This is a genomic window from Streptomyces sp. AF1A, assembly GCF_047340315.1.
Taxonomy (GTDB): domain Bacteria; phylum Actinomycetota; class Actinomycetes; order Streptomycetales; family Streptomycetaceae; genus Streptomyces.
In genome coordinates, this window is the sequence record NZ_JBLEBI010000064.1 from 1 (window position 1) to 21720 (window position 21720).

Annotated in this window: 19 protein-coding genes; 5 read left to right on the plus strand and 14 right to left on the minus strand. The window is 72.3% G+C overall.

Annotated elements, in window-relative coordinates:
* A partial coding sequence (locus ACLU3S_RS18885; protein ID WP_413953065.1) for a GNAT family N-acetyltransferase occupies nt 1-810 on the plus strand: 810 nt, incomplete at its 5' end.
* Here the strand turns inward: ACLU3S_RS18885 and ACLU3S_RS18890 are convergent.
* The 4 genes from ACLU3S_RS18890 to ACLU3S_RS18905 form a co-directional block, all read right to left on the minus strand.
* Nucleotides 807-2033, minus strand: coding sequence for a glycoside hydrolase family 26 protein (locus ACLU3S_RS18890; RefSeq protein ID WP_413953066.1), 1227 nt, complete (start codon nt 2031-2033; stop codon nt 807-809). The genes ACLU3S_RS18885 and ACLU3S_RS18890 overlap by 4 nt on opposite strands.
* 252 nt (nt 2034-2285) lie before the next feature.
* Nucleotides 2286-3407, minus strand: coding sequence for a chaplin family protein (locus ACLU3S_RS18895; RefSeq protein WP_413953067.1), 1122 nt, complete (start codon nt 3405-3407; stop codon nt 2286-2288).
* Nucleotides 3408-3526: 119 nt separating this feature from the next.
* Nucleotides 3527-3778 carry a chaplin gene (locus tag ACLU3S_RS18900; protein WP_413953068.1) on the minus strand — a complete coding sequence of 84 codons (252 nt, stop codon included), beginning with the start codon at nt 3776-3778 and terminating at the stop codon, nt 3527-3529.
* 250 nt (nt 3779-4028) lie between these two features.
* Nucleotides 4029-4439 (minus strand): rodlin, encoded by a 411-nt coding sequence (locus ACLU3S_RS18905; RefSeq protein WP_413953069.1) that lies wholly within the window; start codon nt 4437-4439, stop codon nt 4029-4031.
* Between the two features lie 261 nt (nt 4440-4700).
* Between ACLU3S_RS18905 and ACLU3S_RS18910 the strand changes: the two genes are divergently transcribed.
* Together ACLU3S_RS18910 and ACLU3S_RS18915 are read left to right on the plus strand one after the other, a co-directional pair.
* Nucleotides 4701-5111, plus strand: coding sequence for a rodlin (locus tag ACLU3S_RS18910; RefSeq protein WP_413953070.1), 411 nt, complete (start codon nt 4701-4703; stop codon nt 5109-5111).
* A 231-nt stretch (nt 5112-5342) separates the two neighbouring features.
* Nucleotides 5343-5750, plus strand: coding sequence for a rodlin (locus ACLU3S_RS18915; RefSeq protein ID WP_413953071.1), 408 nt, complete (start codon nt 5343-5345; stop codon nt 5748-5750).
* A 101-nt stretch (nt 5751-5851) separates the two neighbouring features.
* Here ACLU3S_RS18915 and ACLU3S_RS18920 read toward each other — a convergent pair whose 3' ends face one another.
* From ACLU3S_RS18920 to ACLU3S_RS18930, 3 genes are all read right to left on the minus strand, one after another.
* Nucleotides 5852-7771, minus strand: coding sequence for an AMP-dependent synthetase/ligase (locus ACLU3S_RS18920; protein WP_413953072.1), 1920 nt, complete (start codon nt 7769-7771; stop codon nt 5852-5854).
* Nucleotides 7772-7885: 114 nt separating this feature from the next.
* Nucleotides 7886-8740: an ABC transporter permease gene (locus ACLU3S_RS18925; protein ID WP_413953073.1), complete on the minus strand. Its 855-nt coding sequence runs from the start codon at nt 8738-8740 to the stop codon at nt 7886-7888.
* Nucleotides 8737-11388: a CocE/NonD family hydrolase gene (locus ACLU3S_RS18930; protein WP_413953074.1), complete on the minus strand. Its 2652-nt coding sequence runs from the start codon at nt 11386-11388 to the stop codon at nt 8737-8739. The genes ACLU3S_RS18925 and ACLU3S_RS18930 overlap by 4 nt, the downstream gene beginning before the upstream one ends.
* Before the next feature lie 156 nt (nt 11389-11544).
* Here ACLU3S_RS18930 and ACLU3S_RS18935 point away from each other — a divergent pair, with 156 nt between their 5' ends.
* Nucleotides 11545-11955 carry an N-acetyltransferase family protein gene (locus ACLU3S_RS18935; RefSeq protein ID WP_413953075.1) on the plus strand — a complete coding sequence of 137 codons (411 nt, stop codon included), beginning with the start codon at nt 11545-11547 and terminating at the stop codon, nt 11953-11955.
* Between the two features lie 9 nt (nt 11956-11964).
* On the opposite strand, the gene ACLU3S_RS18940 is transcribed toward ACLU3S_RS18935, so the two are convergent.
* From ACLU3S_RS18940 to iolC, 6 genes are all read right to left on the minus strand, one after another.
* Nucleotides 11965-13362, minus strand: a complete 1398-nt coding sequence (locus ACLU3S_RS18940) for an APC family permease (protein ID WP_413953076.1) — start codon at nt 13360-13362, stop codon at nt 11965-11967.
* A gap of 389 nt (nt 13363-13751) precedes the next feature.
* A complete protein-coding gene (gene mmsA / locus ACLU3S_RS18945) occupies nt 13752-15254 on the minus strand; it encodes a CoA-acylating methylmalonate-semialdehyde dehydrogenase (protein ID WP_413953077.1) in 1503 nt (500 codons plus the stop codon).
* A gap of 13 nt (nt 15255-15267) precedes the next feature.
* On the minus strand, nt 15268-17148 hold the full coding sequence (gene iolD, locus ACLU3S_RS18950; protein WP_413953078.1) for a 3D-(3,5/4)-trihydroxycyclohexane-1,2-dione acylhydrolase (decyclizing): 1881 nt from the start codon (nt 17146-17148) through the stop codon (nt 15268-15270).
* The gene (iolB, locus tag ACLU3S_RS18955; protein ID WP_413953079.1) at nt 17145-17975 is read right to left on the minus strand and encodes a 5-deoxy-glucuronate isomerase; all 831 of its coding nucleotides are present in this window, start codon (nt 17973-17975) and stop codon (nt 17145-17147) included. The genes iolD and iolB overlap by 4 nt, the downstream gene beginning before the upstream one ends.
* Nucleotides 17976-17982: 7 nt before the next feature.
* Nucleotides 17983-18915, minus strand: a complete 933-nt coding sequence (locus tag ACLU3S_RS18960; protein WP_413953080.1) for a deoxyribose-phosphate aldolase — start codon at nt 18913-18915, stop codon at nt 17983-17985.
* 11 nt (nt 18916-18926) lie between these two features.
* Nucleotides 18927-19877, minus strand: a complete 951-nt coding sequence (iolC, locus tag ACLU3S_RS18965) for a 5-dehydro-2-deoxygluconokinase (RefSeq protein WP_413953081.1) — start codon at nt 19875-19877, stop codon at nt 18927-18929.
* Nucleotides 19878-20337: 460 nt separating this feature from the next.
* Here iolC and ACLU3S_RS18970 point away from each other — a divergent pair, with 460 nt between their 5' ends.
* On the plus strand, nt 20338-20538 hold the full coding sequence (locus ACLU3S_RS18970; protein WP_413953082.1) for a helix-turn-helix transcriptional regulator: 201 nt from the start codon (nt 20338-20340) through the stop codon (nt 20536-20538).
* A 32-nt stretch (nt 20539-20570) separates the two neighbouring features.
* On the opposite strand, the gene ACLU3S_RS18975 is transcribed toward ACLU3S_RS18970, so the two are convergent.
* Nucleotides 20571-21620 carry a zinc-dependent alcohol dehydrogenase family protein gene (locus ACLU3S_RS18975; protein WP_413953083.1) on the minus strand — a complete coding sequence of 350 codons (1050 nt, stop codon included), beginning with the start codon at nt 21618-21620 and terminating at the stop codon, nt 20571-20573.
* Between the last annotated feature and the right edge of the window lie 100 nt (nt 21621-21720).

The window sequence follows — 21720 nt, forward strand, 5'->3', positions numbered from 1 at the left end:
CTGGTCGTCATGACGGACATGACGGCGTACGCGGAGGCGCTGGCGGGCCTGGCGCGCACGGCGCTGATCGACTTCCGCGAGGTGCGGCCGGGCGGCGCGGTGGAGCGGGTGTACGACCGCTGGCGCGGGCCGCGTCACCTGCTCCGCGACTCGCTGTGCCTGGAGCTGCCCGCCGCGCCCATGGACGGGCTGGTGGCGCGGCTGCCGTCGCACCAGGCCCAGCGGGTGCGGGCCAAGCTGCGCAAGCTGACCGCGCTGGGCGTCGAGCGACGGGCGGTCGGGCCCGCGGAGGTGGACGCGGCGCTCGGCCGGCTGCTGGAGCTGCACCGGTTGCAGTGGCAGGGGCGGAAGGTGACCGGCGAGCATCTGCGTCCCCGGTTCCGCGCGCACCTGCTAGGGGCGGTCGGCCCGATGGTGCGCTCCGGGAACGCGGTGGTCACCGAGTTCCGCCTGGACGGCGAGGTGGTCGCCGTCGACCTCACCCTGCTGTCGCCCGGCCTGGCCGGCGGCTATCTGTACGGCGCCCATCCGCGGCTGCGCGAGCGCAAGGCGGACGTGGCCGTGCTGCTCCTCGACGCCTGCACCGAGCACCTGCGCGGCACCGAGCGCGGCACGCTGAGCCTGTTGCGCGGCGACGAGCCGTACAAGCGCCACTGGCGTCCCGAACCGATGGCCAACCGGCGGCTGTTGCTGGCCCGACGGCGCACCGCCCCCCTGCTGGCGGCCGCGCTCGCCGAGGCGGCCGCCCGGCAGCGGGGCAAGGAGGTGCTGCGCCGGTGGCGGGAGCGGGGCCGGCGCTGCCGGGACTAGGGACGCGGCCGGTCGACGGCGCCGCAGAACCTTCCGAGCCAGTGGTCGATCCAGTCGCCGAGGTCCATCGGCCGGCAGTCGGTCGGGGGCGTCGGAGTGGGTGTCGGCGTGGGTGACGGCGTCGGCGTGGGTGTCGGCGTCGGCTCCGGGGTCGGTGCGGTTGCCGGGTGGCCGGACAGCGCGGTCCGGTACACCTGCGTCGACCTGGGGTTGTCCGGGCACTGCCACACGCCGTGCGGGCAGTAGTCGGTCAGCGTGTTGTACAGCGGTCTGTGCTCGTCGATCCAGGCGAGCATGCGCCGCACGTACTCGGGGTCGTCACCGTTGCGGAAGAGTCCCCACTCCGGATAGGAGATGGGCTTGCCGTGGGACTTCGCGAAGTCCACCTGCTGCTGGAGGCCGTAGGGCTCCCTCACCTGTTCGTCGAAGGACTCCCCCGTCGGCTGGTCGTACGAGTCCATGCCGATGATGTCGACCGTGCCGTCCCCGGGGTAGCACGCCGTCCAGGGCACGGCGTCCCGGCCGCGGCTCGGCGCGAAGTCGAACCGGAACCGCTGCCCCGGCACCGAGCGCATGGTCGTGACGATCCGGTTCCAGTACGTCTTCCAGGACTCGGGGTCCGGGCCGCAGCGGTGGGTGTACGTGGTGCCGTTCATCTCCCAGCCCAGCACGATCACCGTGTCCGGGACCTTCAGCTCCACCAGCCGCTCGGCCAGGGCGCGGAAGTGGCGGTCGAACGCGCCGGCCGCGCCCTGCCGCAGCAGCGAGCGCACCTCGGCGTCCGGGACGCCGTCCTCGTTGCGCTCCTGCATCGGCACGTTGAGAACGAGCATCCGGTCGGCCTTGCCGCGCCGCCACCGCGCCCACAGGTCGAGGAAGCCGGGCGGGCCCTCGATGTCCCGCCAGGTGCCGCCGGGCAGATAGGTGTGGGCGACCTTCACCTCGGCCCCGCCGAGCCAGCGGCTGAGCTGGGCCATGCGCACGATCCCGAGCGGACCGGAGTCGAGGAAGGCCCCGAAGGGCGGTACACCGGGCGTGGCGGCGGTGGGGTGCGGGGTGACCGAGGGCGTGGAGGCCGGAGTGGGGGCGGGTGCCGGTGGATCGGTGAACCGCACCACTCCCGATGCCAGTCCGGGACCGGCCGCCAGGGCGGCCGAGGCGGCCACCGAAGCCGCGATCAAGGACCGCCGCCGGGACCGGTCCCGTCGCTGCTGTGGAGCCATGCCAGCTCCTCTCTCGGGTTCGGCTGTGTTCCCGGCCCTTTCTCCTGCTTATTGACAGGCAGTCATATCGGTACGGATTCCGCCAGTGCGGTTGCGTCGTCCAGGTGGCCCGGCCCTCCGCACGGCCGAACAATCGTCCGTGCCGCCCGCCCCGCCGCGGCACCGGCCCCGGTACGACACCGGGGCGCGGCACGACGGTGGGACGGGCTTACGGCGGTGGGGTGCCGGGCGCTCGGTCCGGCACCCGGCGCGCTACCGACGCGAGGCCACCCGGCCGCGGCGGTACAGGAGCGCACCGGCCGCGATCAGCACGGCGCTGACGGCCGAGGCCGCGATCATGGCCGGGCCGCTGCTGCCGGTGTGTGGAAGGCTGGGCCGCGAGTGGTGGTGGTGGCCACTGTGATGCGGGGTGTCCTCGTCACCGTACGAGGGCGGTCTGCCCTCGTGCCCGTGCCAAGGTGGCCTCTCCTCGTCGCCGTACGTAGGCGGCGGGCTCTCGTGCCCGTACGAAGGCGGAGTGCTCTCGTGCCCGTACGAAGGCGGAGTGCTCTCGTGCCCGTACGGAGGTGACGTTTCCTCACCGTACGAGGGCGCGGTGCTCTCACTCCCGTACGAAGGTCCGGTGCTCTCACTGCCGTACGAGGGCGCCGTGCTCTCACTCCCGTACGGAGAAGACGTCTCCTTGCCGTATGAAGGCGCAGTGTTCTCACTGCCGTACGAGGGCGCCGTGCTCTCACTGCCGTACGAGGGCGCCGTGCTCTCACTGCCGTACGAGGGCGCCGTGCTCTCACTGCCGTAAGAGGGCGCCGTGCTCTCACTGCCGTAAGAGGGCGCCGTGCTCTCGCTCCCGTACGGAGGTGACGTTTCCTCACCGTACGAAGGCGCCGTGCTCTCGCTCTCGCTGGGCTGGGAGCCGTACTCGCCGTCGGCGGACTCCCCCGGCCCGTCGGTGGGTGGTGCTGTCGCCTCGTCGGCGCCGTACGGGGGCTCGGTGCTCTCGCTCCCGCCGGGAGGCGTCATCTCGTCATCGCCGTACGACGATGAGGTGCTGTCGTCCTGGGAGTCGCCGTAGCCGGAGTCGTCGCCGTTGTCACCGGAGCTGCCCTGCGGGTCGTCCTGCGAACGGTCGACGTTGCCACAGGAGTTGCCGGACGCCGGGTTCAGCGCCCCGGCCACGTCCACGGAGTCACCGCAGACGTTGACCGGGACCTGCACCGGGAGCTGGACGCTGTTGCCGGACACCGCGCCGGATGAGTCCTGCGCGGTGCCGTGCGCCCGGGATTCGGCGAGCGCGGAGCTGCCGCACAAGGTCAGCACGCCGGTCGCCGCGGCGGCGGCGGCCATGACCACGCCCTTGCTGAGGGTCTGTCGCAATCTCGTAGTCTTCCTGCTCGAAGATGTGGGAAGGCCGGCCCCGGAACGAAAAATCGACGGATCGACGGTTCGGGGCCGGCCTGAACGCAGCGGATGGCCGGTGCGGTTACGTGCGTGTGTCAGCCGTTGGCGCAGTGCGAGCCCAACGCCGGGTTCATCAGCGCGGCGACGTCCACCGTGGCGCCGCAGAAGTTGAGCGGCATGTGGAGCGGAGCCTGGATCACGTCGCCGGAGACGACGCCCGGGGAGTCGGCGGTGGTGGCACCGGCACCCGTGTCGGCGAAGGCGGGAGCGGCCCCGCCCAGGGCCAGGATGGCGCCGGCGAGAACAGCAGCGCTCTTCTTCATGAGTTTCCCTCTCTCTGCGGTCATGCCCCTATGACGGCCGAAGCCGGGCGAGCACAGCTTGAACGGCTCGCGCAATGACCGGCAGTCGTAACGAGGGATAGACAGCGCGAGAGACCCTGGAACGCACGCCGGGGTGCAATTCACTCGAACGCCCCCGGTGAATTGACAGATTGGCGGACAAGCAGTGAATCATCACTCGGAAAGTGACAACGAAAAACCGCCCGGGTGACGGCGCGGCACACCCGCACGGCTCCGAGCGGTTTTTGATGAAGAGTCAGCTGCCCACCGCGCCCGTGCCGGACAGGGCGGAGACGTTGTCCAGGAGGTGCGAGAGCGGCTCGTCGCCCTTGGCCTGGGTGGAGTTCTCGGTGCACTGCTGGGTCTGCGGCGAGGACAGCACCGGGATGCCCTGGAGACCGCCGTGGGCGCCGGCGGCGAGGGACTGGGCGTTCGACTTGGCCGGCAGGCCGACGCAGAGCTTGTTGAGCGAGCTCTGCGCCAGGGTGGCCTGCGGGCTCAGGTCGCCGCGGGTCACCTGGTTGCCGAACTCCTCCTGAGCCCCGTTGCCGGCGAGCGACGCGGTGCCCTGGTCGTTGCCGATGGCGAGCGCCTGGGGGGCTGCCGCCGCCGACACTCCGACGAACGACGCCACGACCGCCGCCGTGGCCATTGCCTTCCTCAGCATTTCGCTTTCCTTTCCTGACTTCTCGTCATGACGCACGTTCCTGTCCCGCATCAACCCGCCCCGCACGGTTTGGTTGCGACACATCACTCGATCGCATCGTTCGGCAGCGCGACCTACGTGGAACTCCGGTAAACGGCGCCCGGAACGCGAAGCCACGCCCCTTGTGGGCCATCGGAGTGAACCGGTGCAACCCATGGATGCGATGGGCGGTTGAACCAGGTCGCTCCGGTGGACGGGGTTCCTCCTGAAGGGAATGCGCAAGTGATCAAGAAGGTTCTGGCTTCTGCCGCGGTCGCCGCCTCCGTCGTCGGTGCGTCTGCCGCCGCCGCCTCGCCGGCCCTGGCCATCGGCAACGACACCGGCACGACGTCCTTCGCCGGCAACGACGCCTCGCAGTCGTTCGGCAACTCGGCCACGTTCGGCACCATGAGCCCGCAGATGGCGCTCATCCAGGGCTCGTTCAACAAGCCCTGCATCGCGCTGCCCACGAAGCTCAGCACGCAGTCGGTGGCCAGTGCGCTTCCCCTCGGCGTGCAGGACCTCCCGGTCCTGTCCTCGCCGCAGACCCAGCAGTGCACCGAGAACTCCACCCAGGCCAAGGGCGACGAGCCGCTCTCGCACCTCCTGGACAACGTCTCCGCCCTGTCGCGCATCACGGCATCGAGGAGCTGAGTCCGACCGGCCCCGACGGGTCCCTGCGGGCCGCCGAACCCCTCGGTGGCCCGTCGCCGTTCCCCGCCCACCCGTCACTCCGACATCACACGGGGGCGTTTATGGACGTGTATGGACTCATCTGACCGCACTCGTCCGAATGAGGCAAACGCCGCAACCCCGGTGGGTGGTCGGCTGTTGCAGATCACGCAGCTCCTCCCCGGAGTCCGCCTTTTCGAAAGGGAATCGAACATGAAGAAGCTGTGGGCAACCGCGGCTGTCGCAGTCTCCGTTGCCGGCCTTGCCGGTGTGGCGGCTCCCCAGGCCCTCGCCATCGGCAACGATCAGGGCACCACCGCGCTCAGCGGCAACGCCACCACGTCCTCCTTCGGCAACTCGGCCACGCTCGGCGACATGAGCCCGCAGCTGTCGCTGGTCCAGGGCTCGCTGAACAAGCCCTGCGTCGGCCTGCCGACGAAGGTCAACACCCAGTCGGCCCTCACGCCCGCCAGCGTCGGCGTGCAGGACCTCCCGGTCCTGTCCTCGCCGCAGACCCAGGAGTGCACCGAGAACTCCACCCAGGCCAAGGGCGACGAGCCGCTCTCGCACCTCCTGGACGACGTCACCGCCCTGTCGCGCGTGGACGCACTCGGCAGCTGAGCAGCCCCTCCGCCGCGGCGGGTCACCGGTCCACCGGTGACCCGCCGCTGTGCGTGTCCACCCGGGTGAGCGCCCCGCCCGCTTCGGGTGGGGCACCGGGCTCACGTGCGGTAGAGCGCCTCGATCTGCTCCGCGTAGGCGGCCGTCACCGCATGCCGCTTCACCTTCAGGGAGGGGGTGAGCAGCCCGTTGTCCTCCGTGAACTCCCCCTCCACCAGAGCGAAGGCGCGGATCGACTCGGCGCGCGAGACGGCCTCGTTGGCGTAGTCGACCGCCTTCTGCACCTGCGCGCGCAGACGTTCGTCGCGGACCAGCTCGGCCGCCGGGGTGTCCGCAGGCAGCTTGCGCACCGCCAGCCAGTGCGCGACCGCCTCCGGGTCGAGGGTGATCAGCGCGGCGACGAACGGCCGGTTGTCGCCGACGACCAGGCACTGCCCGACGGGCGGGCGGCTGCGCAGCCGGTCCTCCAGGACGGCCGGCGAGACGTTCTTGCCGCCGGAGGTGACGAGGATGTCCTTCTTGCGGCCGGTGATGGTGAGATAGCCGTCCTCGTCGAGGGACCCGAGGTCGCCGGTGGCGAACCAGCCGCCTTGCAGCACCTCGCCGGTGGCCCGCTCGTTGTTCCAGTACGACCCGAAGACCACCCCGCCCCTGATCAGCACCTCGCCGTCGTCGGCGAGGCGCACGGACACGCCCGGGACGGGCAGGCCGACCGTGCCGGGGCGGGGGCCGAGCGGGGGCACGATGGTGGCGGCCGCGGTGGTCTCGGTCAGCCCGTAGCCCTCGTAGACGACGATCCCGGCCGCCTGGAAGAACAGGTTCAGGTTGCGGTCCAGCGGAGAGCCGCCGCTGATGGCGTACCGCATCCGGCCGCCCAGCTCCTTGCGGATGCGGCGGTAGACCAGCAGGTCGTACAGGGCCCAGGCGGCGTACAGGCCGGGCCCCGGGCCCTTGCCGGTGCCGAGGAACCTGCGCAGGTACGCCTCGCCGAAACGGACGGCGACCCGCTCGGCCCGGTCGAAGGAGGCGGCCCGGCCGATCTTCTCGGCGGTGGCGCGCCCGGTGTCGTGGATCTTCTCGAAGAGGTACGGCACCCCGACGAGGAAGGTGGGCCGGAACTGCTTGAGCGCGGGGCGCAGTTCCTCGGGCTTGACGCTCGGGAAGTGGCCGAGCTCGATACGGGCCATGAGGCAGGCGAGCTGGAGGGTGCGGCCGAGGATGTGGGCGAGCGGCAGGAACAGCAGGGTGGAGGCGGTCTGGCCGGTGACGGCCTGGAAGACCGGGTGCAGCAGCTCGACGGTGTTGGCCGCCTCGGCGTGCAGATTGGCGTGGGTGAGGACGCAGCCCTTGGGCCGGCCCGTGGTCCCGGAGGTGTAGCAGACGGTGGCGATGGTGCCGGGCGTCAACGCCTCGCGCCGCTTGACCAGTTCACCGTCGGTCACGTCCCGGCCGAGGGCGGTCAGGTCGTCGAGGGCGCCCGCATCCAGCTGCCACAGGCGCGGGCGCCGGGGGTGCCCGGCGGTCGCGGTGGTGACGGTGGCCGTGTGCTCGGCGGTCTCGGTGACGGCGAACCGGGCGCCGGAGTCCCGGACGATCCACTCCACCTGCTCGGCGGAGGAGGTGGGGTACACCGGCACGGACTGTCCGCCGGCCGCCCAGATCGCGAAGTCCAGGACCGTCCACTCGTAGCGGGTGCGGGACATCAGCGCGACCCGGCCGCCCGGCTCCAGCCCGGCGGCGATCAGCCCCTTGGCGACGGCGGCCACTTCGGCGGCGAAGGCGGCGGCCGTCACCGGGCGCAGGCCCGTCCCCTCGCTCCGGCGCAGCAGCACCGCGCCCGGGGTCTCGGCCGCGTGGGTGAACGGCAGGTCGGCCATCGAGCCCTCGGGCAGCGGCGGCGCGAGGGGCGCCGCGCGCACCTCCCGCACGGTGCCGTCGGCGTCCCTGACGATCTCCACCGAGGCCCGGGCCGCCAGGTCGGTCCGCTGCCGTGCCCGTTTCAGATCCCTGCGTACGCCCATGGCGGCTCCCGGTCGCGGCTCGCTGCTGCAGGTCCTTACCGGTGGGTCAACTTACTCGTAAGTAAGGAAAGGTCAATGGGGTGTGCCGGATCTTCTCGCGGCCTCCCCGGGGCCCTACGAGACGATGTCCTTGCGGGCGAATCCCCTGAAGGCCAGGGCGAACAGGACGAGGGCGTAGGTGACGGACAGCGCGGTCCCCTGGATCATGCCGGACCACTCGGGGTGCGGCTGGACGGCGTCGGCCCAGGCGAACTGCCAGTGGGCGGGCAGGAAGTCGCGCCAGTGGCCGAGGGCGGTGACGGCGTCCAGGACGTTGCCCACGATGGTCAGCCCGACCGCGCCGCCGACGGCGCCGAGCGGGGCGTCCGTCTTGGTCGACAGCCAGAACGCGAGGCCGGCGGTGACCAGTTGGGACACGAAGACGTACGCCACGGTCACCGCCAGGCGCTGCACCGCCGTCCCCGTGTCCAGCGCGCCGCCCGTCGGTATCTGCAGCGGTCCCCAGCCGTAGGCCGCGGTACCGACGGCGAGGGCGACCACCGGGAGCAGGATCATCGCGGCCAGGCTCAGCGCGAGCGCCACGGTCAGCTTGGACCACAGCAGCCGGGCCCGGGGCACGGGCGCGGCGAGCAGGTACCGCAGGGAGGACCAGCTCGCCTCCGAGGCCACCGTGTCCCCGCAGAACAGTGCCACCGGGATGACCAGCAGGAAGCCCGCCGAGACGAACAGGTTCAGCGCGGCGAAGTTGGCCCCCGACGCGGTCGCCGTGTCCATCAGGGTGACCTGGCCGTTGCGCCCGGACGGGCTGCCGCCGACGGCGAAGGCGATCACCAGGACGAACGGCAGCGCGCCCAGGATCGCACCCATGATCATCGTGCGGCGCCGCCTGAGCTGACGGACCAGCTCGACCCGCAGCGGCAGGGTGCGCCGGGTCCGGTAGCCGGGGGCGGTCTCGGTGAGCGTGCTCATGCGGAACCTCCGATCAGGGTGAGGAAGGCGTCCTCCAGGCGGCGGTGCGGGCCGACCGAGGCGACGGGCACCTCCAGCCGGACCAGCTCCGCGACCAGTTCCTCGGCCGTACCGCCCGGTTCGAGGCGGACGAGCAGTCCGTCGTCGGTGCGGGCGGCGGAGGCGACGGCGTCCAGTGCGGCCACCTTCTCCACCACCGGCTCCTCCACGGGGGTGGCGGTGCCCACGAGCAGGGTGTCCCCAAAGCCCACGATCTCCCGGACGGGTCCGGCCTGCACGAGCCGGCCGCGGTCCATCACCACCAGGTGCGTGCAGGACTGCTCGACCTCGGCGAGGAGATGGCTGGAGACGATCACCGTGCGGCCGCCGGCCGCGTAGCGGATCATCACCTCGCGCATCTCGCGGATCTGGGGCGGGTCGAGGCCGTTGGTGGGCTCGTCCAGGATGAGCAGGTCGGGCAGGCCGAGCATGGCCTGGGCGATGGCGAGGCGCTGGCGCATGCCCTGGGAGTACGTGCGCACCGCACGGGCGAGCGCGTCGCCGAGGCCGGCGATCTCCAGCGCCTCGTCCAGGTGGGCGTCCTCCGGCGGGCGGCCGGTGGCCTGCCAGTACAGCTCCAGGTTCGCGCGGCCGGACAGGTGCGGCAGGAAGCCGGCGCCCTCCACGAACGCGCCGACCCGGGACAGCACCGGGGCGCCGGGCCGGATCGCGTGGCCGAAGACGCGGATCTCCCCGTCGTCCGGGGTGATCAGGCCCATCAGCATGCGCAACGTGGTGGTCTTGCCCGCGCCGTTGGGGCCGAGCAGGCCGAGCACCTGGCCCTTGTCGACCCGGAAGGACAGCTCGCGCACCGCGTACCGGTCGGTGGACCCGGCGTACCGCTTGCTCAGGTCCCTGATGACGAGCGGGACGTCGGCCCGCTCCGGGTCGGGGGCCGGGGCGGTCGCCCGGCGGCGGCCGGTCAGCAGCAGGGCGAGGGCGGCCGCGGCGCCGGCCAGGGGCAGCCACCACACCCAGGCGGACACGGGCGCCGCGGCGGTGGTGACGGCGGGTGCCGTCGGCACGCGGAGGTCTCCCTTCAGGGAGACCGTGTAGGTCGCCGGGGCGGCCGGAGAGGCGTAGCCGAGGTCGGTGGAGGCGAGGACCAGGCGAAGCCGGTGGCCCTTCTGCACCGCGTGGTCGATCGCCGGGAGGGTCACCGTGACGTCCTTGCCCGCCTTGGCGCCGGTCACCCGGAGCGGGGCGACCAGCTGGGAGGGCAGCACCTGCCGGGTGCCGTCGGGGCCGACGTCGTAGACCTTGCCGAAGAGGACCGCGTCGTCGCTGGTGGAGGTGATGTGGATCCGGGCGGTCGGGGCGCCGGTGATCTGCAGCCCGCGGGTCAGCGGTGCCGAGTCGAACCGCGCGTACTGGCCGGGGAAGTCGAGGGAGACGCCGACGCCGAGCGCGGACAGCTGGGTGAGGCCGCCGGAGCCGCCGAGGCCGGGCAGCGCGGAGACGGCGGGCGGGCTGGCGCCGGCCGGGTTGGTGATGCGCTGTTCGCCGCCGGTCAGGGCGACAGCGCGCCGGTGGGCCTCCAGCCCGGGGTAGGCGTCGGCGCTCGCGCCGCGCAACTGGGCGGTGCCGTCGGTGGAGTTGACACCTCCGGTGCGGGTGATCCGGAAGGCCGGGCCGGTGTCGGCGCCCTTGTCGCCCTTCAGGTACCGGTCGAACCACGCACGCACGCGTGCCTGGACGCGGCTGGTCTCCATGTCGCCGCCGTCGTGTCCGCCCGCGATCCAGTCGACGTCGACCGGGGCGCCGTTGGCGCGGATCGTCCGCTCCGCCGCGTCGGACTGGCTCAGGGGGAACAGCGAGTCGGTCTGGCCCTGCAGCAGCAGGGTGGGCACCTTGACGCGGGCGCCGACGGCGGACGGCGAGCGCTCCTCCAGCAGTGCCCGGGCGGCCGCGTCCGGGGTGCCGGACTGGGCGACCCGGTCGTACATCCGGCACAGCTGCGGTTCGAAGCGGGAGCAGCCGCCGCCCGTGTTGAAGAAGATGCCGGTCCACAGCTTCTTGAACACGCCGCCCGGGAACAGGGCGTCCGCGAGGTTCCAGTAGGTGACGGCCGGGGCGATGGCGTCCACCCGGTGGTCGTAGCCCGCGGCGAGCAGGGAGATCGCGCCGCCGTAGGAGCCGCCGGCGATGCCGACGCGCGGGTCGCCGGGCCTGTCGAGCCGCACCTGGGGCTGCCCGGCCAGCCAGTCGATGAGCCGGGAGACGTCGGCGACCTCGAACTTCGGGTCGTTGAGGCCGATCCGCCCGGTGGACCTGCCGAAGCCGCGGGCGGACCAGGTCAACACCGCGTACCCGTCCCGGGCGAGGTCCTCGGCCTGCTGCCGCAGGTCGTCCTTGCTGCCGCCGAAGCCGTGGGCGAGCAGGACGGCGGGGCGGCGGCCGGGGGCGGCGGAGGTGAAGTAGGAGGTGTCCAGGCGCACGCCGTCGGCCATGGTCATCATCCGGTCGGTGCGGTGCACCGGGGGCGTCTCCCCCAGGGCGGCGGCCGTCCAGGTGCCGGCGCCGGCGAGCACCACGACGGCGGCCGCGGCGGCCATCAGCCGGCGCGGTCCCTTGAGCAGCCCCCGCAACCGGGACGCACCCCGCCTCATGCGCACCCCTCCGGGGCCCGGTGAAGATCCATGTCTCCACGGTACGGGCCACCGCCGACATCCGCCGGGGCCCCTGGTCTGAACCACGGCCCCTTCTGCGGGAGTACGGGCCTGCCGCGGCGTACTCCGTGCGTGGTACCAGAGGTCCCAGAGGTCATGGAGATCCGCCGGGCCACGACTCCCGCCGAAGTCGCCGCTGTCGAGCACCTGTTCGACAATCCGGTGCGTCCCGAGTGGGCGGAGCGTTTCCTCACCGCCGAGGGACACCATCTGCTGCCGGCGTACGCCGACGGGGCCGTGGCCGGCTTCGTCAGCGGCGTCGAGACCGTGCACCCCGACAAGGGCACCGAGATGTTCCTGTACGAGCCGGCCGTGGCGGAGCCGTTCCGGCGCAGGGGCATCGGGCGGGCGCTGGTGGAGCGGCTGGCCGCGCCGGCCCGGGAGCGCGGCTGCCACGGCATGTGGGTCGGCGTCGACGCCGGCAACGACGTCGCCCTTGCCGCGTATCGCAGTGCGGGCGGCAAGGGCGACGGGACGTGCACGGTGGTGTCGTGGGACTTCACCTGAGCGGAAGGCTCAGCCCTGCTCGTCCTCCGGGATGGACACCAGCCAGCGGGTCGCCTGGCGCGGGCGCAGGTACAGGGCCCAGTAGAGGGTGGCGACCGCGGTGATGCCACCGGTCCACAGCAGGTACGAGACGTCCTGCTCCACGAGGATGTAGACGAGGACGGCGACCAGCAGGACCGGCATGACCGGCCACAGCGGCATCCGCCACGCCTTCCTGGTGCCGTGCGAGCCGCGCCGGGCGAGCAGCGAGGCAATCGCGACCAGCAGGTAGAGGCCGGTGACGGCGACGCCGGTGACGCCGTAGAGGGTGTCCAGGTTGACGAAGCAGAGGAAGGCACCGGGGACGCCGACGACGAGGGTGGCCACCCACGGGGAGCCGAACCGGCCGAGCTTGGCGAGGGCGTTGTTGACCGGCGCGGGCCAGGCCTTGTCGCGGGCGGAGGCGAACAGGACGCGGGAGTTCTGGATGACCATGACGATGCCCGCGTTGATGATCGCGAGGGCGACGCACAGGCTGACGAAGGTGCCGACCGCCGAGTTGCTCCACGCGATGACCATGCTGGAGAGGTCGCCGCCGGTCAGGGCCTTCAGGTCGCCGGCGCCCAGGGTGATCGCCACGACCGGCACCAGGATGACCACGCTGGAGATGGCGAGGGTCGCGAGGACGGTGCGGGCGACGTTGCGGCGCGGGTTCTCCAGCTCCTCGGAGAGGTAGACGGCGGTGGAGAAGCCCTGGGTGGCGAACAGGGCGATGGCGAGCCCCGAGAGGACCATCATGCCCGTGACGGGGTCCACGTGCGCGTGGGCGCCGGCCAGCTGGAAGGAGCCGAGGCTGCTCACGCCGCGGTGGGCGTGGGTGAAGCCGAGGAGGGCGACGACACCGGCCGCGACGACCTCCAGGACCAGGAAGATGCCGGTGATCCAGGCGTTGGCGCGCAGGTCCAGCAGGCCGGCGAGGGTGGCCGCGATCATCACGCCGGCGCCCGTCCAGGACGGGTCCAGATGGACGACCGGGGCCAGATAGTCGGCGGTGCCCATCGCGATGACCGGAGGGACGATCATCACGACGAGGAGCGACATCACGAACGCCAGCCAGCCGGCGAGCCGCCCGGCCAGGGTGGAGACCATGGCGTACTCGCCGCCCGCGCTGGGGATGAGGGTGCCCAGCTCGGAGTAGCAGAAGGCGACGGGGATGCAGAGCAGCGCGCCGATGGCGATGCACAGCGCCGTCGCCGTGCCCAGGCTGGAGAACAGGTCGGGCACGATCACGAAGAGCGTGGACGCGGGGGTGACGCACGACAGGGTGAGCAGGGTGCCACCGACCACTCCGATGGAGCGTTTGAGCTTCTGAGGGCTGTCCGAGGCCTGTGCGAGGGCGGTCCCGGCAGGGCGGAGCGTGTCGGTCATGCAGCGGAATCCGATCGACTCGTGCGACTGAGGGTGGGGGTCGGGAGCGCTATCGCCTCCGGCGGCTCGTCGTACGTTCGTCTCGTCCGCTCCCGGCGGTGCTTAGGGAACCCCGACGAAAACCATCACGTCAATGGCCGTTTACCTTCGGAATCCGCACTTTCGGTGAGCCGCAGGTCACATCGCATTCCCAGGCGACGGAGCCCTATTGGCGTTTCCATCAAGCTTCTGCGCGATCTGACCTTGCTTTCGAAGGTCACCAGCGCTCCGCGCCTTGATCACCCGTTTCCTCCGCATGAACGGGAACCGCAGCCGAGGCGGCAAAAAAAGTCAGGCCGTCCGGAATTCGGACGGCCTGACGGAGGCGTGCCACCAGCCTCAGGTCACGGTCAGTGGTTGCGCGGGAACCCCAGGTCCACGCCCGCCGGGGCGTCGGCCGGGTCGGGCCAGCGGGAGGTGACGACCTTGCCGCGGGTGTAGAAGTGGGTGCCGTCGTTGCCGTAGATGTGGTGGTCGCCGAAGAGGGAGTCCTTCCAGCCGCCGAAGGAGTGGTAGCCGACGGGGACCGGGATCGGGACGTTCACGCCGACCATGCCCGCCTCGATCTCCAGCTGGAAGCGGCGGGCGGCTCCGCCGTCCCGGGTGAAGATCGCGGTGCCGTTGCCGAACGGCGAGGCATTGATGAGGGCCACGCCCTCCTCGTAGGTGTCGACGCGCAGCACGCACAGCACCGGGCCGAAGATCTCGTCCTGGTAGGCCTTGGCGCTGGTCGGCACCCTGTCCAGGAGCGAGATGCCGATCCAGTGGCCGTCCTCGAAGCCCTCGACGGTGTAGCCGGTGCCGTCGAGCACCACCTCGGCGCCCTCGGCGGCGGCACCGGAGACGTACGACGCCACCTTGTCGCGGTGCGCCCTGGTGATCAGCGGGCCCATCTCGGACGCCGGGTCGCTGCCCGGACCGATCTTGATCTTCTCGGCGCGCTCGCGGATCTTCTCCACCAGCGTGTCGCCGATCGCGCCGACGGCGACGACGGCCGAGATGGCCATGCACCGCTCGCCCGCCGAGCCGTAGGCCGCGCTCACCGCGGCGTCGGCCGCGGCGTCCAGGTCGGCGTCCGGAAGGACCAGCATGTGGTTCTTGGCGCCGCCGAGGGCCTGGACGCGCTTGCCGTGGGCGGAGGCCGTGGTGTGGATGTACCGGGCGATCGGGGTGGAGCCGACGAAGGACACGGCCTTGACGTCCGGGTGCTCCAGCAGGCGGTCGACGGCCACCTTGTCGCCGTGCACGACGTTGAAGACGCCGTCCGGCAGACCGGCCTCGGCCAGCAGCTCGGCGAGCCTGACGGACGCCGAGGGGTCCTTCTCGCTCGGCTTGAGCACGAAGGTGTTGCCGCACGCGATGGCGATCGGGAACATCCACATCGGGACCATCGCCGGGAAGTTGAACGGCGTGATGCCGGCGACGACACCCAGCGGCTGGCGGATCGAGGCCACGTCGACGCGGGTGGCCACCTGCGTGGACAGCTCGCCCTTGAGCTGGACGCTGATGCCGCAGGCCAGGTCCACGATCTCCAGGCCGCGGGCGACCTCGCCGAGCGCGTCGGAGTGCACCTTGCCGTGCTCGGCGGTGATCAGCTCGGCGATCTCGTCGCGGTGGGCGTCGAGCAGCGCGCGGAACTTGAAGAGGATCGACGTGCGCTGGGCCAGTGACGTCTGGCCCCAGGTGGTGAAGGCGTCCTTGGCGGCCGCGACGGCCGCGTCCACCTCGTCGACCGTGGCGAAGGCGACCTTGGTGGTGACCGCGCCGGTCGCCGGGTCGGTGACCGGCCCGTACGTGCCCGACGCGCCTTCGACGGTCTTCCCGCCGATCCAGTGGTTGACGATCTTCGTCATGCCCAGAGACTCCTTAGTGCAGATGGCGGCGTCGGGTCGAGACGTGCCGGTCGTACAGCTCACGTGCCTTGACCGCCGACGGTCGGGTCGCGGTCTCGGCCACAGGAACATCCCACCAGGCCTGCGCCGGAGGCGCGCCCGACACAGTGTCGGACGTTTCGGTCTCCACGTAGACACATGTGGGAGTGTCGGCGGCCCGCGCCTCGGCGAGCGCCGCGCGCAGGTCCCGTACGGTCTTCGCGCGCAGCACCCGCATGCCGAGGCTGGCCGCGTTGGCGGCGAGGTCCACGGGCAGCGGGGCGCCGGTGAACGTGCCGTCCTCGGCGGGGTAGCGGTAGGCGGTGCCGAACCGCTCGCCGCCCACCGACTCCGACAGACCGCCGATGGACGCGTACCCGTGGTTCTGCACCAGCAGGATCTTGATCGCGACGCCCTCCTGCACGGCGGTCACGATCTCCGTCGGCATCATCAGATACGTGCCGTCGCCGACCAGCGCCCACACGTTCCGCTCGGGCGCGGCGAGCTTCACGCCGATGGCGGCCGGGATCTCGTAGCCCATGCACGAGTAGCCGTACTCCAGGTGGTACTGGTCCCGCGACCGGGCCCGCCACAGCTTGTGCAGGTCGCCGGGGAGCGAGCCGGCCGCGTTGACAATGATGTCCGACTCGTCGACCAGGGCGTCCAGCGCGCCGATGACCTGGGGCTGGGTCGGCCGCACGTCCGGCTCGTCGGCCTCGAAGCAGGCGTCGACGCGCTGCTCCCAGCGCTCCTTGTCCTCGGTGTACTCGGTGACGTACGAGTCGGCCACCCGGTACCCGTGCATCGCCAGCGCCTCGGTCAGCTCGCCCAGGCCGCTGCGGGCGTCCGCGATCAGCGGCAGCGCGGCCAGCTTGTGGCCGTCGTACGGCGCGATGTTGAGGTTCAGGAAGCGGACGCCCGGCCGCTCGAAGAGCGTGCCGGAGGCGGTGGTGAAGTCCGTGTACCGGGTGCCCACGCCTATGACCAGGTCCGCGGTGCGGGCCAGCTCGTCGGCGGTCGCGGTGCCGGTGTGGCCGACCCCGCCGACGTCCTGCGGGTGGTCGTGGCGCAGGGAGCCCTTGCCGGCCTGGGTGGAGGCGACCGGGATGCCGGTGCCCGACGCGAACTCCGCGAGCGCCGACTCCGCCCGGCTGTGGTGGACCCCGCCGCCCGCGATGACCAGCGGGCGCCGCGCGGCGCGGATCGCCTGCACCGCCTCGGCCAGCTCGGTCGGGTCCGCGCCCGGCCGCCGTACGGTCCACACCCGCTCGGCGAAGAACTCCTCCGGCCACTCGTACGCCTCCGCCTGCACGTCCTGCGGCAGGGCGAGCGTGACCGCGCCGGTCTGCACCGGGTCGGTGAGCACCCGCATGGCCTGCAGCGCGCTCGGGATCAGCTGCTCGGGGCGGGTGATCCGGTCGAAGTACCTCGACACCGGGCGCAGCGTGTCGTTGACCGACACGTCGCCCGCGTACGGCACCTCCAGCTGCTGCAGGACCGGGTCGGCGGGCCGGGTGGCGAAGACGTCGCCGGGCAGGAGCAGCACCGGCAGGTGGTTGATGGTGGCGAGGGCGGCGCCGGTGACGAGGTTCGTCGCGCCGGGGCCGATCGAGGTGGTCACCGCGTGCGCGGACAGGCGGTTCGACTGGCGGGCGTAGCCGACCGCCGCATGGACCATGGACTGCTCGTTGCGGCCCTGGTGGTACGGCATGACGTCGGCGTACTCGACCAGTGCCTGGCCGAGCCCGGCGACGTTGCCGTGGCCGAAGATGCCCCAGGTGGCGCCGATCAGCCGGTGCCGCTCGCCGTCGCGTTCGGCGTACTGGGCGGCAAGGAAACGAACCAACGCTTGCGCGACGGTCAGCCGGGTCGTCATCGGTAGCCCTCCGTGTGGTCCGGGTGGAAGCAGATCCGCCACTCCCGGGTCTCCCCCGGGCCCGCCATGACGTTCAGGTAGTACATGTCATGCCCGGGCTGGGCGATGGACGGGCCGTGCCAGCCGTCGGGGACGAGGACGGCGTCGCCGGAGCGGACCTCGGCGAGGACGTCGGCGCCGCCCTCACGCGAGGGGAATACGCGCTGATAACCCAGAGCGTTCGGGCCGTCGATCTCGAAGTAGTAGATCTCCTCCAGCTCGGACTCCTCGCCCGGCCGGTGCTCGTCGTGCTTGTGCGGCGGGTACGAGGACCAGTTGCCGCCGGGGGTGATCACCTCGACGGCGATCAGCTTGTCGCACTCGAACGAGTCGGCGGCGGCGAAGTTGCGCACCTGGCGGGCGCACGAGCCGCTGCCGCGCTGCTCGACGGGGACCTCCGGCGCGGGGCCGTAGCGGGCGGGGAGTCGTCGCTCGCACTTCGCTCCTGCCAGGGCGAAGCGGCCTCCCGCGCCGGAGGCGATCTGGACCCGGGCGTCCCGGGGTGCGTACGCGAAGTCCGAGGCCGACGCGAACACGCTCTTCCTGCCCAGGAGTTGGAACGCGACCTCCTCGGACGACGCGGTCTTTATCCGTACGGTACTTCCGCCTTCCAGCGGAAGCACGATCCACTCGCTGTCGCCGGTGACGAACGTATGTGTGTCGCCCGGCGTCAACTCGACCACCCGCAGGCTGCTGTGCGTCCAGCCGGCCAGCTTGGGGTCGATGTCGACGGTGTACGGGGCGTTCGCGGTGGCGCCCCTGGGCAGGTGCAGGTCGGTGCTGGTCATGCGGGCCTCACAGCAGTCCTACGGCGGTGTCCACGGCGGCGGCCACGTCGCCGTCCGCCGGGTACAGCAGCGAGCGGCCGACGACCAGGCCGCGCACGGTCGGGAGTTGGAGCGCGCCGCGCCACTTCTCGTAGGCGGCGACCTGGTCCTCGGGCGAGTCTCCGATGTCGCCGCCGAGCAGCACGGCGGGCAGGGTGGAGGTCCCCATGACCGCGGCCATGTCGTCGGGGTTCTCGGTGACCGGCACCTTCAGCCAGGTGTAGGCGGAACTGCCGCCGAGGCCCGAGGCGATGGCGATGGACCGGGTGACCGCGTCCGCGCTCAGGTCGTTGCGCAGCCGTCCGTCGGGGCCGCGGCGGCTGATGAACGGCTCCACGAACACCGGCAGCCTGCGCTCCGCCATGGCGTCGATGACGCGGGCGGTGGACTCCAGGGTCGTCAGGGAGCCGGGGTCGTCGTAGTCGATGCGCAGCAGCAGCTTGCCCGCGTCGAAGCCGAGGCGCTGGATGTCCTCGGGCCGGTGGCCGGTGAAGCGGTCGTCCAGTTCGAAGCGGGCGCCCTGCAGGCCGCCGCGGTTCATCGAGCCCATGACCACCTTGTGGTCGAGGGCGCCGAGCAGGAGCAGGTCGTCGAGGATGTCGGCAGTGGCGAGGACGCCGTCGACGCCCGGCCTGGACAGCGCGAGGCACAGCCGTTCGAGCAGCTCGGCGCGGTTGGCCATGGCGAGCTTGCGGTCGCCGACGCCCAGGGCGCCCCGGGCGGGGTGGTCGGCCGCGACGATCATCAGCCGGCCGTCCTCGTTCAGCAGCGGCCTGCGGGCCCGGCGCGCGGCGGCCTCGGCGATCGCCTCGGGGTGGTGGGTGCGGATGCGGACCAGTTCGGCGACGTCCACGCGCGGCAGCCTGCCGCCGGCCCCGCCCTCGTGCTGCGTGCCCGCCACGCGCCCGGCCCTCACAGCACCGCTCCGGCGTCGAGCGCGGCGGCCACCTCGTCCGGGGTGGGCATCGCGGAGGAGCACTCCAGGCGGGAGGCGACGATGGCGCCGGCCGCGTTGGCGTGCCGCATGATCGTCTCCAGGTCCCAGCCGGCGAGCAGGCCGTGGCAGAGCGAGCCGCCGAACGCGTCCCCGGCGCCTAGCCCGTTGAGGACGGTGACGGGCAGCGGCGGGACCTCGGCGGACTCGCCGCCACGGCCGACCGCCAGGACGCCCTTGGGCCCCTGCTTCACCACGGCGATCTCGACCCCGGCGTCCAGCAGCGCCCGGGCGGCGGCGTGCGGCTCGCGCACCCCGGTGGCGACCTCCACCTCGTCCAGGTTGCCGACGGCCACGGTGGCGTGGCGCAGGGCCTCGGCGTAGAAGGGGCGGGCCTCGTCGGGGTGGGTCCAGAACATGGGGCGCCAGTCGAGGTCGAAGACCGTGATGCCGGACCTGGCGCGGTGGGCGAGGGCCGTGAGGGTCGCCGTGCGGCTGGGCTCCTCGCTCAGGCCGGTGCCGGTGACCCAGAAGATCCGGGCCTCGCGGACGGCGTCCAGGTCCAGGTCGTGGGCGTCGATCTCCAGGTCGGGCGCCTTGGGCTGCCGGTAGAAGTACAGCGGGAAGTCGTCGGGCGGGAAGACCTCGCAGAAGGTGACGGGGGTCGGCAGCCCGGGCACGGGGGTGACCCAGCGGTCGTCGACGCCGAATTCGCGCAGCGCCTCGTGCAGATAGGCGCCGAACGGGTCGTCGCCGGTGCGGGTGATCACGGCGGTGGTGCGGCCGAGGCGGGCCGCCGCGACCGCCACGTTCGTCGCCGACCCGCCGAGGAACTTGCCGAAGGACGACACCTGGGCGAGCGGAACGCCGGTCTGCAGCGGGTAAAGATCCACTCCGATCCGCCCCATGGTGATCAGGTCGTACGCCATCGGCTTCCCTTCGTCACGGCTCTCCCCGGCTTTGTAGTCCTGCCCGCGGAGCCCTGTCAATGTTTTGTCCAGACATTCGGACGAGTTACGCTCCGCTGGAGGGCGTGGGTGCCTGGCCTCGGGTGGGAGGTGGGTGTGGGGGCGTCCGCTGGGGGCGGGTCGAGCGTGCGGCGCCCCGCGGGGAGACCGGGCCGGGGCGCACGACGGCGCCGTGGAGGAGCGACCGCCCGCCGCGCGCCGAGCCGGCGTGCGCTTTGCTGCCGTCGTGTCACAAACACCTCTCGCGTGTCACACATGTCGCGTGTACGCGGGCGCTCGGTCACATCCGCTCGACAGGCGTTGTCCATCCGTCACTCTGCGTCGTTCACCGGGCACAGGCTGGTGATCGCCAGCGCAGCGCCCGGCTCCCCCGACGGCCGCCCCCGGCCGCCGCTGCGGCGCGCGCAGGGAGGTGCAACTCATGACCGACCGAAGGCTCTGGTCCTACAAGGAGATCGCGGCGCACATCAAGGTGCAGCCGGACACCGTGCGGTCGTACCGCAAGCACGGGCTGCTGCCCGCGCCCGACCACGTGGAGCGCGGAAAGCCCTACTGGTACGCCGACACCGTCCGCGCCTGGGTCGCCTCCCGGCCCGGCAACCGCGGCCGCCGGCCGGACTGATCAGCGGGGCCGGGCCGAACTCGTCCGTGGTCTCAGGCCCGGCTCCAGGGCTCGATGACCGTGACCCCGGCCCCCGGCGCCGTGTCCATCGCCGCGAGGGCCGCCGGGGCCGCGTCGAGCGGGAGGGTGGACGTCACCAGGAGATCCGGGCGCAGCACGCCGGAGCGGACCAGGTGGAGCATGCCGGGGTAGGCGTGGGCGGCCATGCCGTGGCTGCCGAGGAGTTCGAGTTCCAGCGCGATGGCGCGGGCCAGCGGGACGGGGGTGGTGCCGTCGGCCGACGGCAGCAGGCCGACCTGGACGTGCCGGCCGCGGCGGCGCAGGCAGTTGACCGACGCGGCGCAGGTGACGGGCGATCCGAGGGCGTCCAGCGAGAGGTGGGCGCCGCCGCCGGTCAGCGTGGAGACGGCCTCCGCCGTGTCGCGCATCCGCTCCGCGTGCACCGTGTGGGCCGCGCCGAACCTCTTGGCCAGGTCCAGCGCCCGGTCCGACACGTCGACGGCGACCACCCGGGCACCGGCCGCCGCCGCGATCATCACGGCGGACAGCCCGACCCCGCCGCAGCCGTGCACCGCGACCCACTCCCCCGCCGCCACCCGGCCCTGCTGCACCACCGCGCGGAAGGCGGTGGCGAAGCGGCACCCGAGGGCGGCGGCGGTGGCGTACGCCATGTCGTCCGGGATCGCCACCAGGTTGACGTCGGCGTGGCCGAGGGCCACGTACTCGGCGAAGGAGCCCCAGTGGTGGAAGCCGGGCTGCGTCTGCCGTTCGCACACCTGCTGGTCGCCCGCCGCGCAGGAGGGGCAGGTGCCGCAGGCGCAGACGAACGGCACGGTGACCCGGTCGCCGGGCCGCCACCCGGTCACCCGCGCGCCCACCGCCTCGACGACACCGGCGAGTTCGTGTCCGGGCACGTGCGGCAGCGTGATGTCCGGGTCGTGTCCCATCCAGCCGTGCCAGTCGCTGCGGCACAGCCCGGTCGCCTCGACGCGCACCACGACGCCGTGGTCCGCGGGCTCCGGGTCGGGCACCTCCCGCACCTCGGCGGGGACGCCGTACCGCTCGAAGACGACCGCTCGCATGCGCGCTCCTTTCCGAATCCTCCGCGAACGCCCTTGGCGAACGATCTTGGCGAACGTCCTCCGCGAAGATCCTCCGCGCAGACTAGACCTCGGAAGGCCG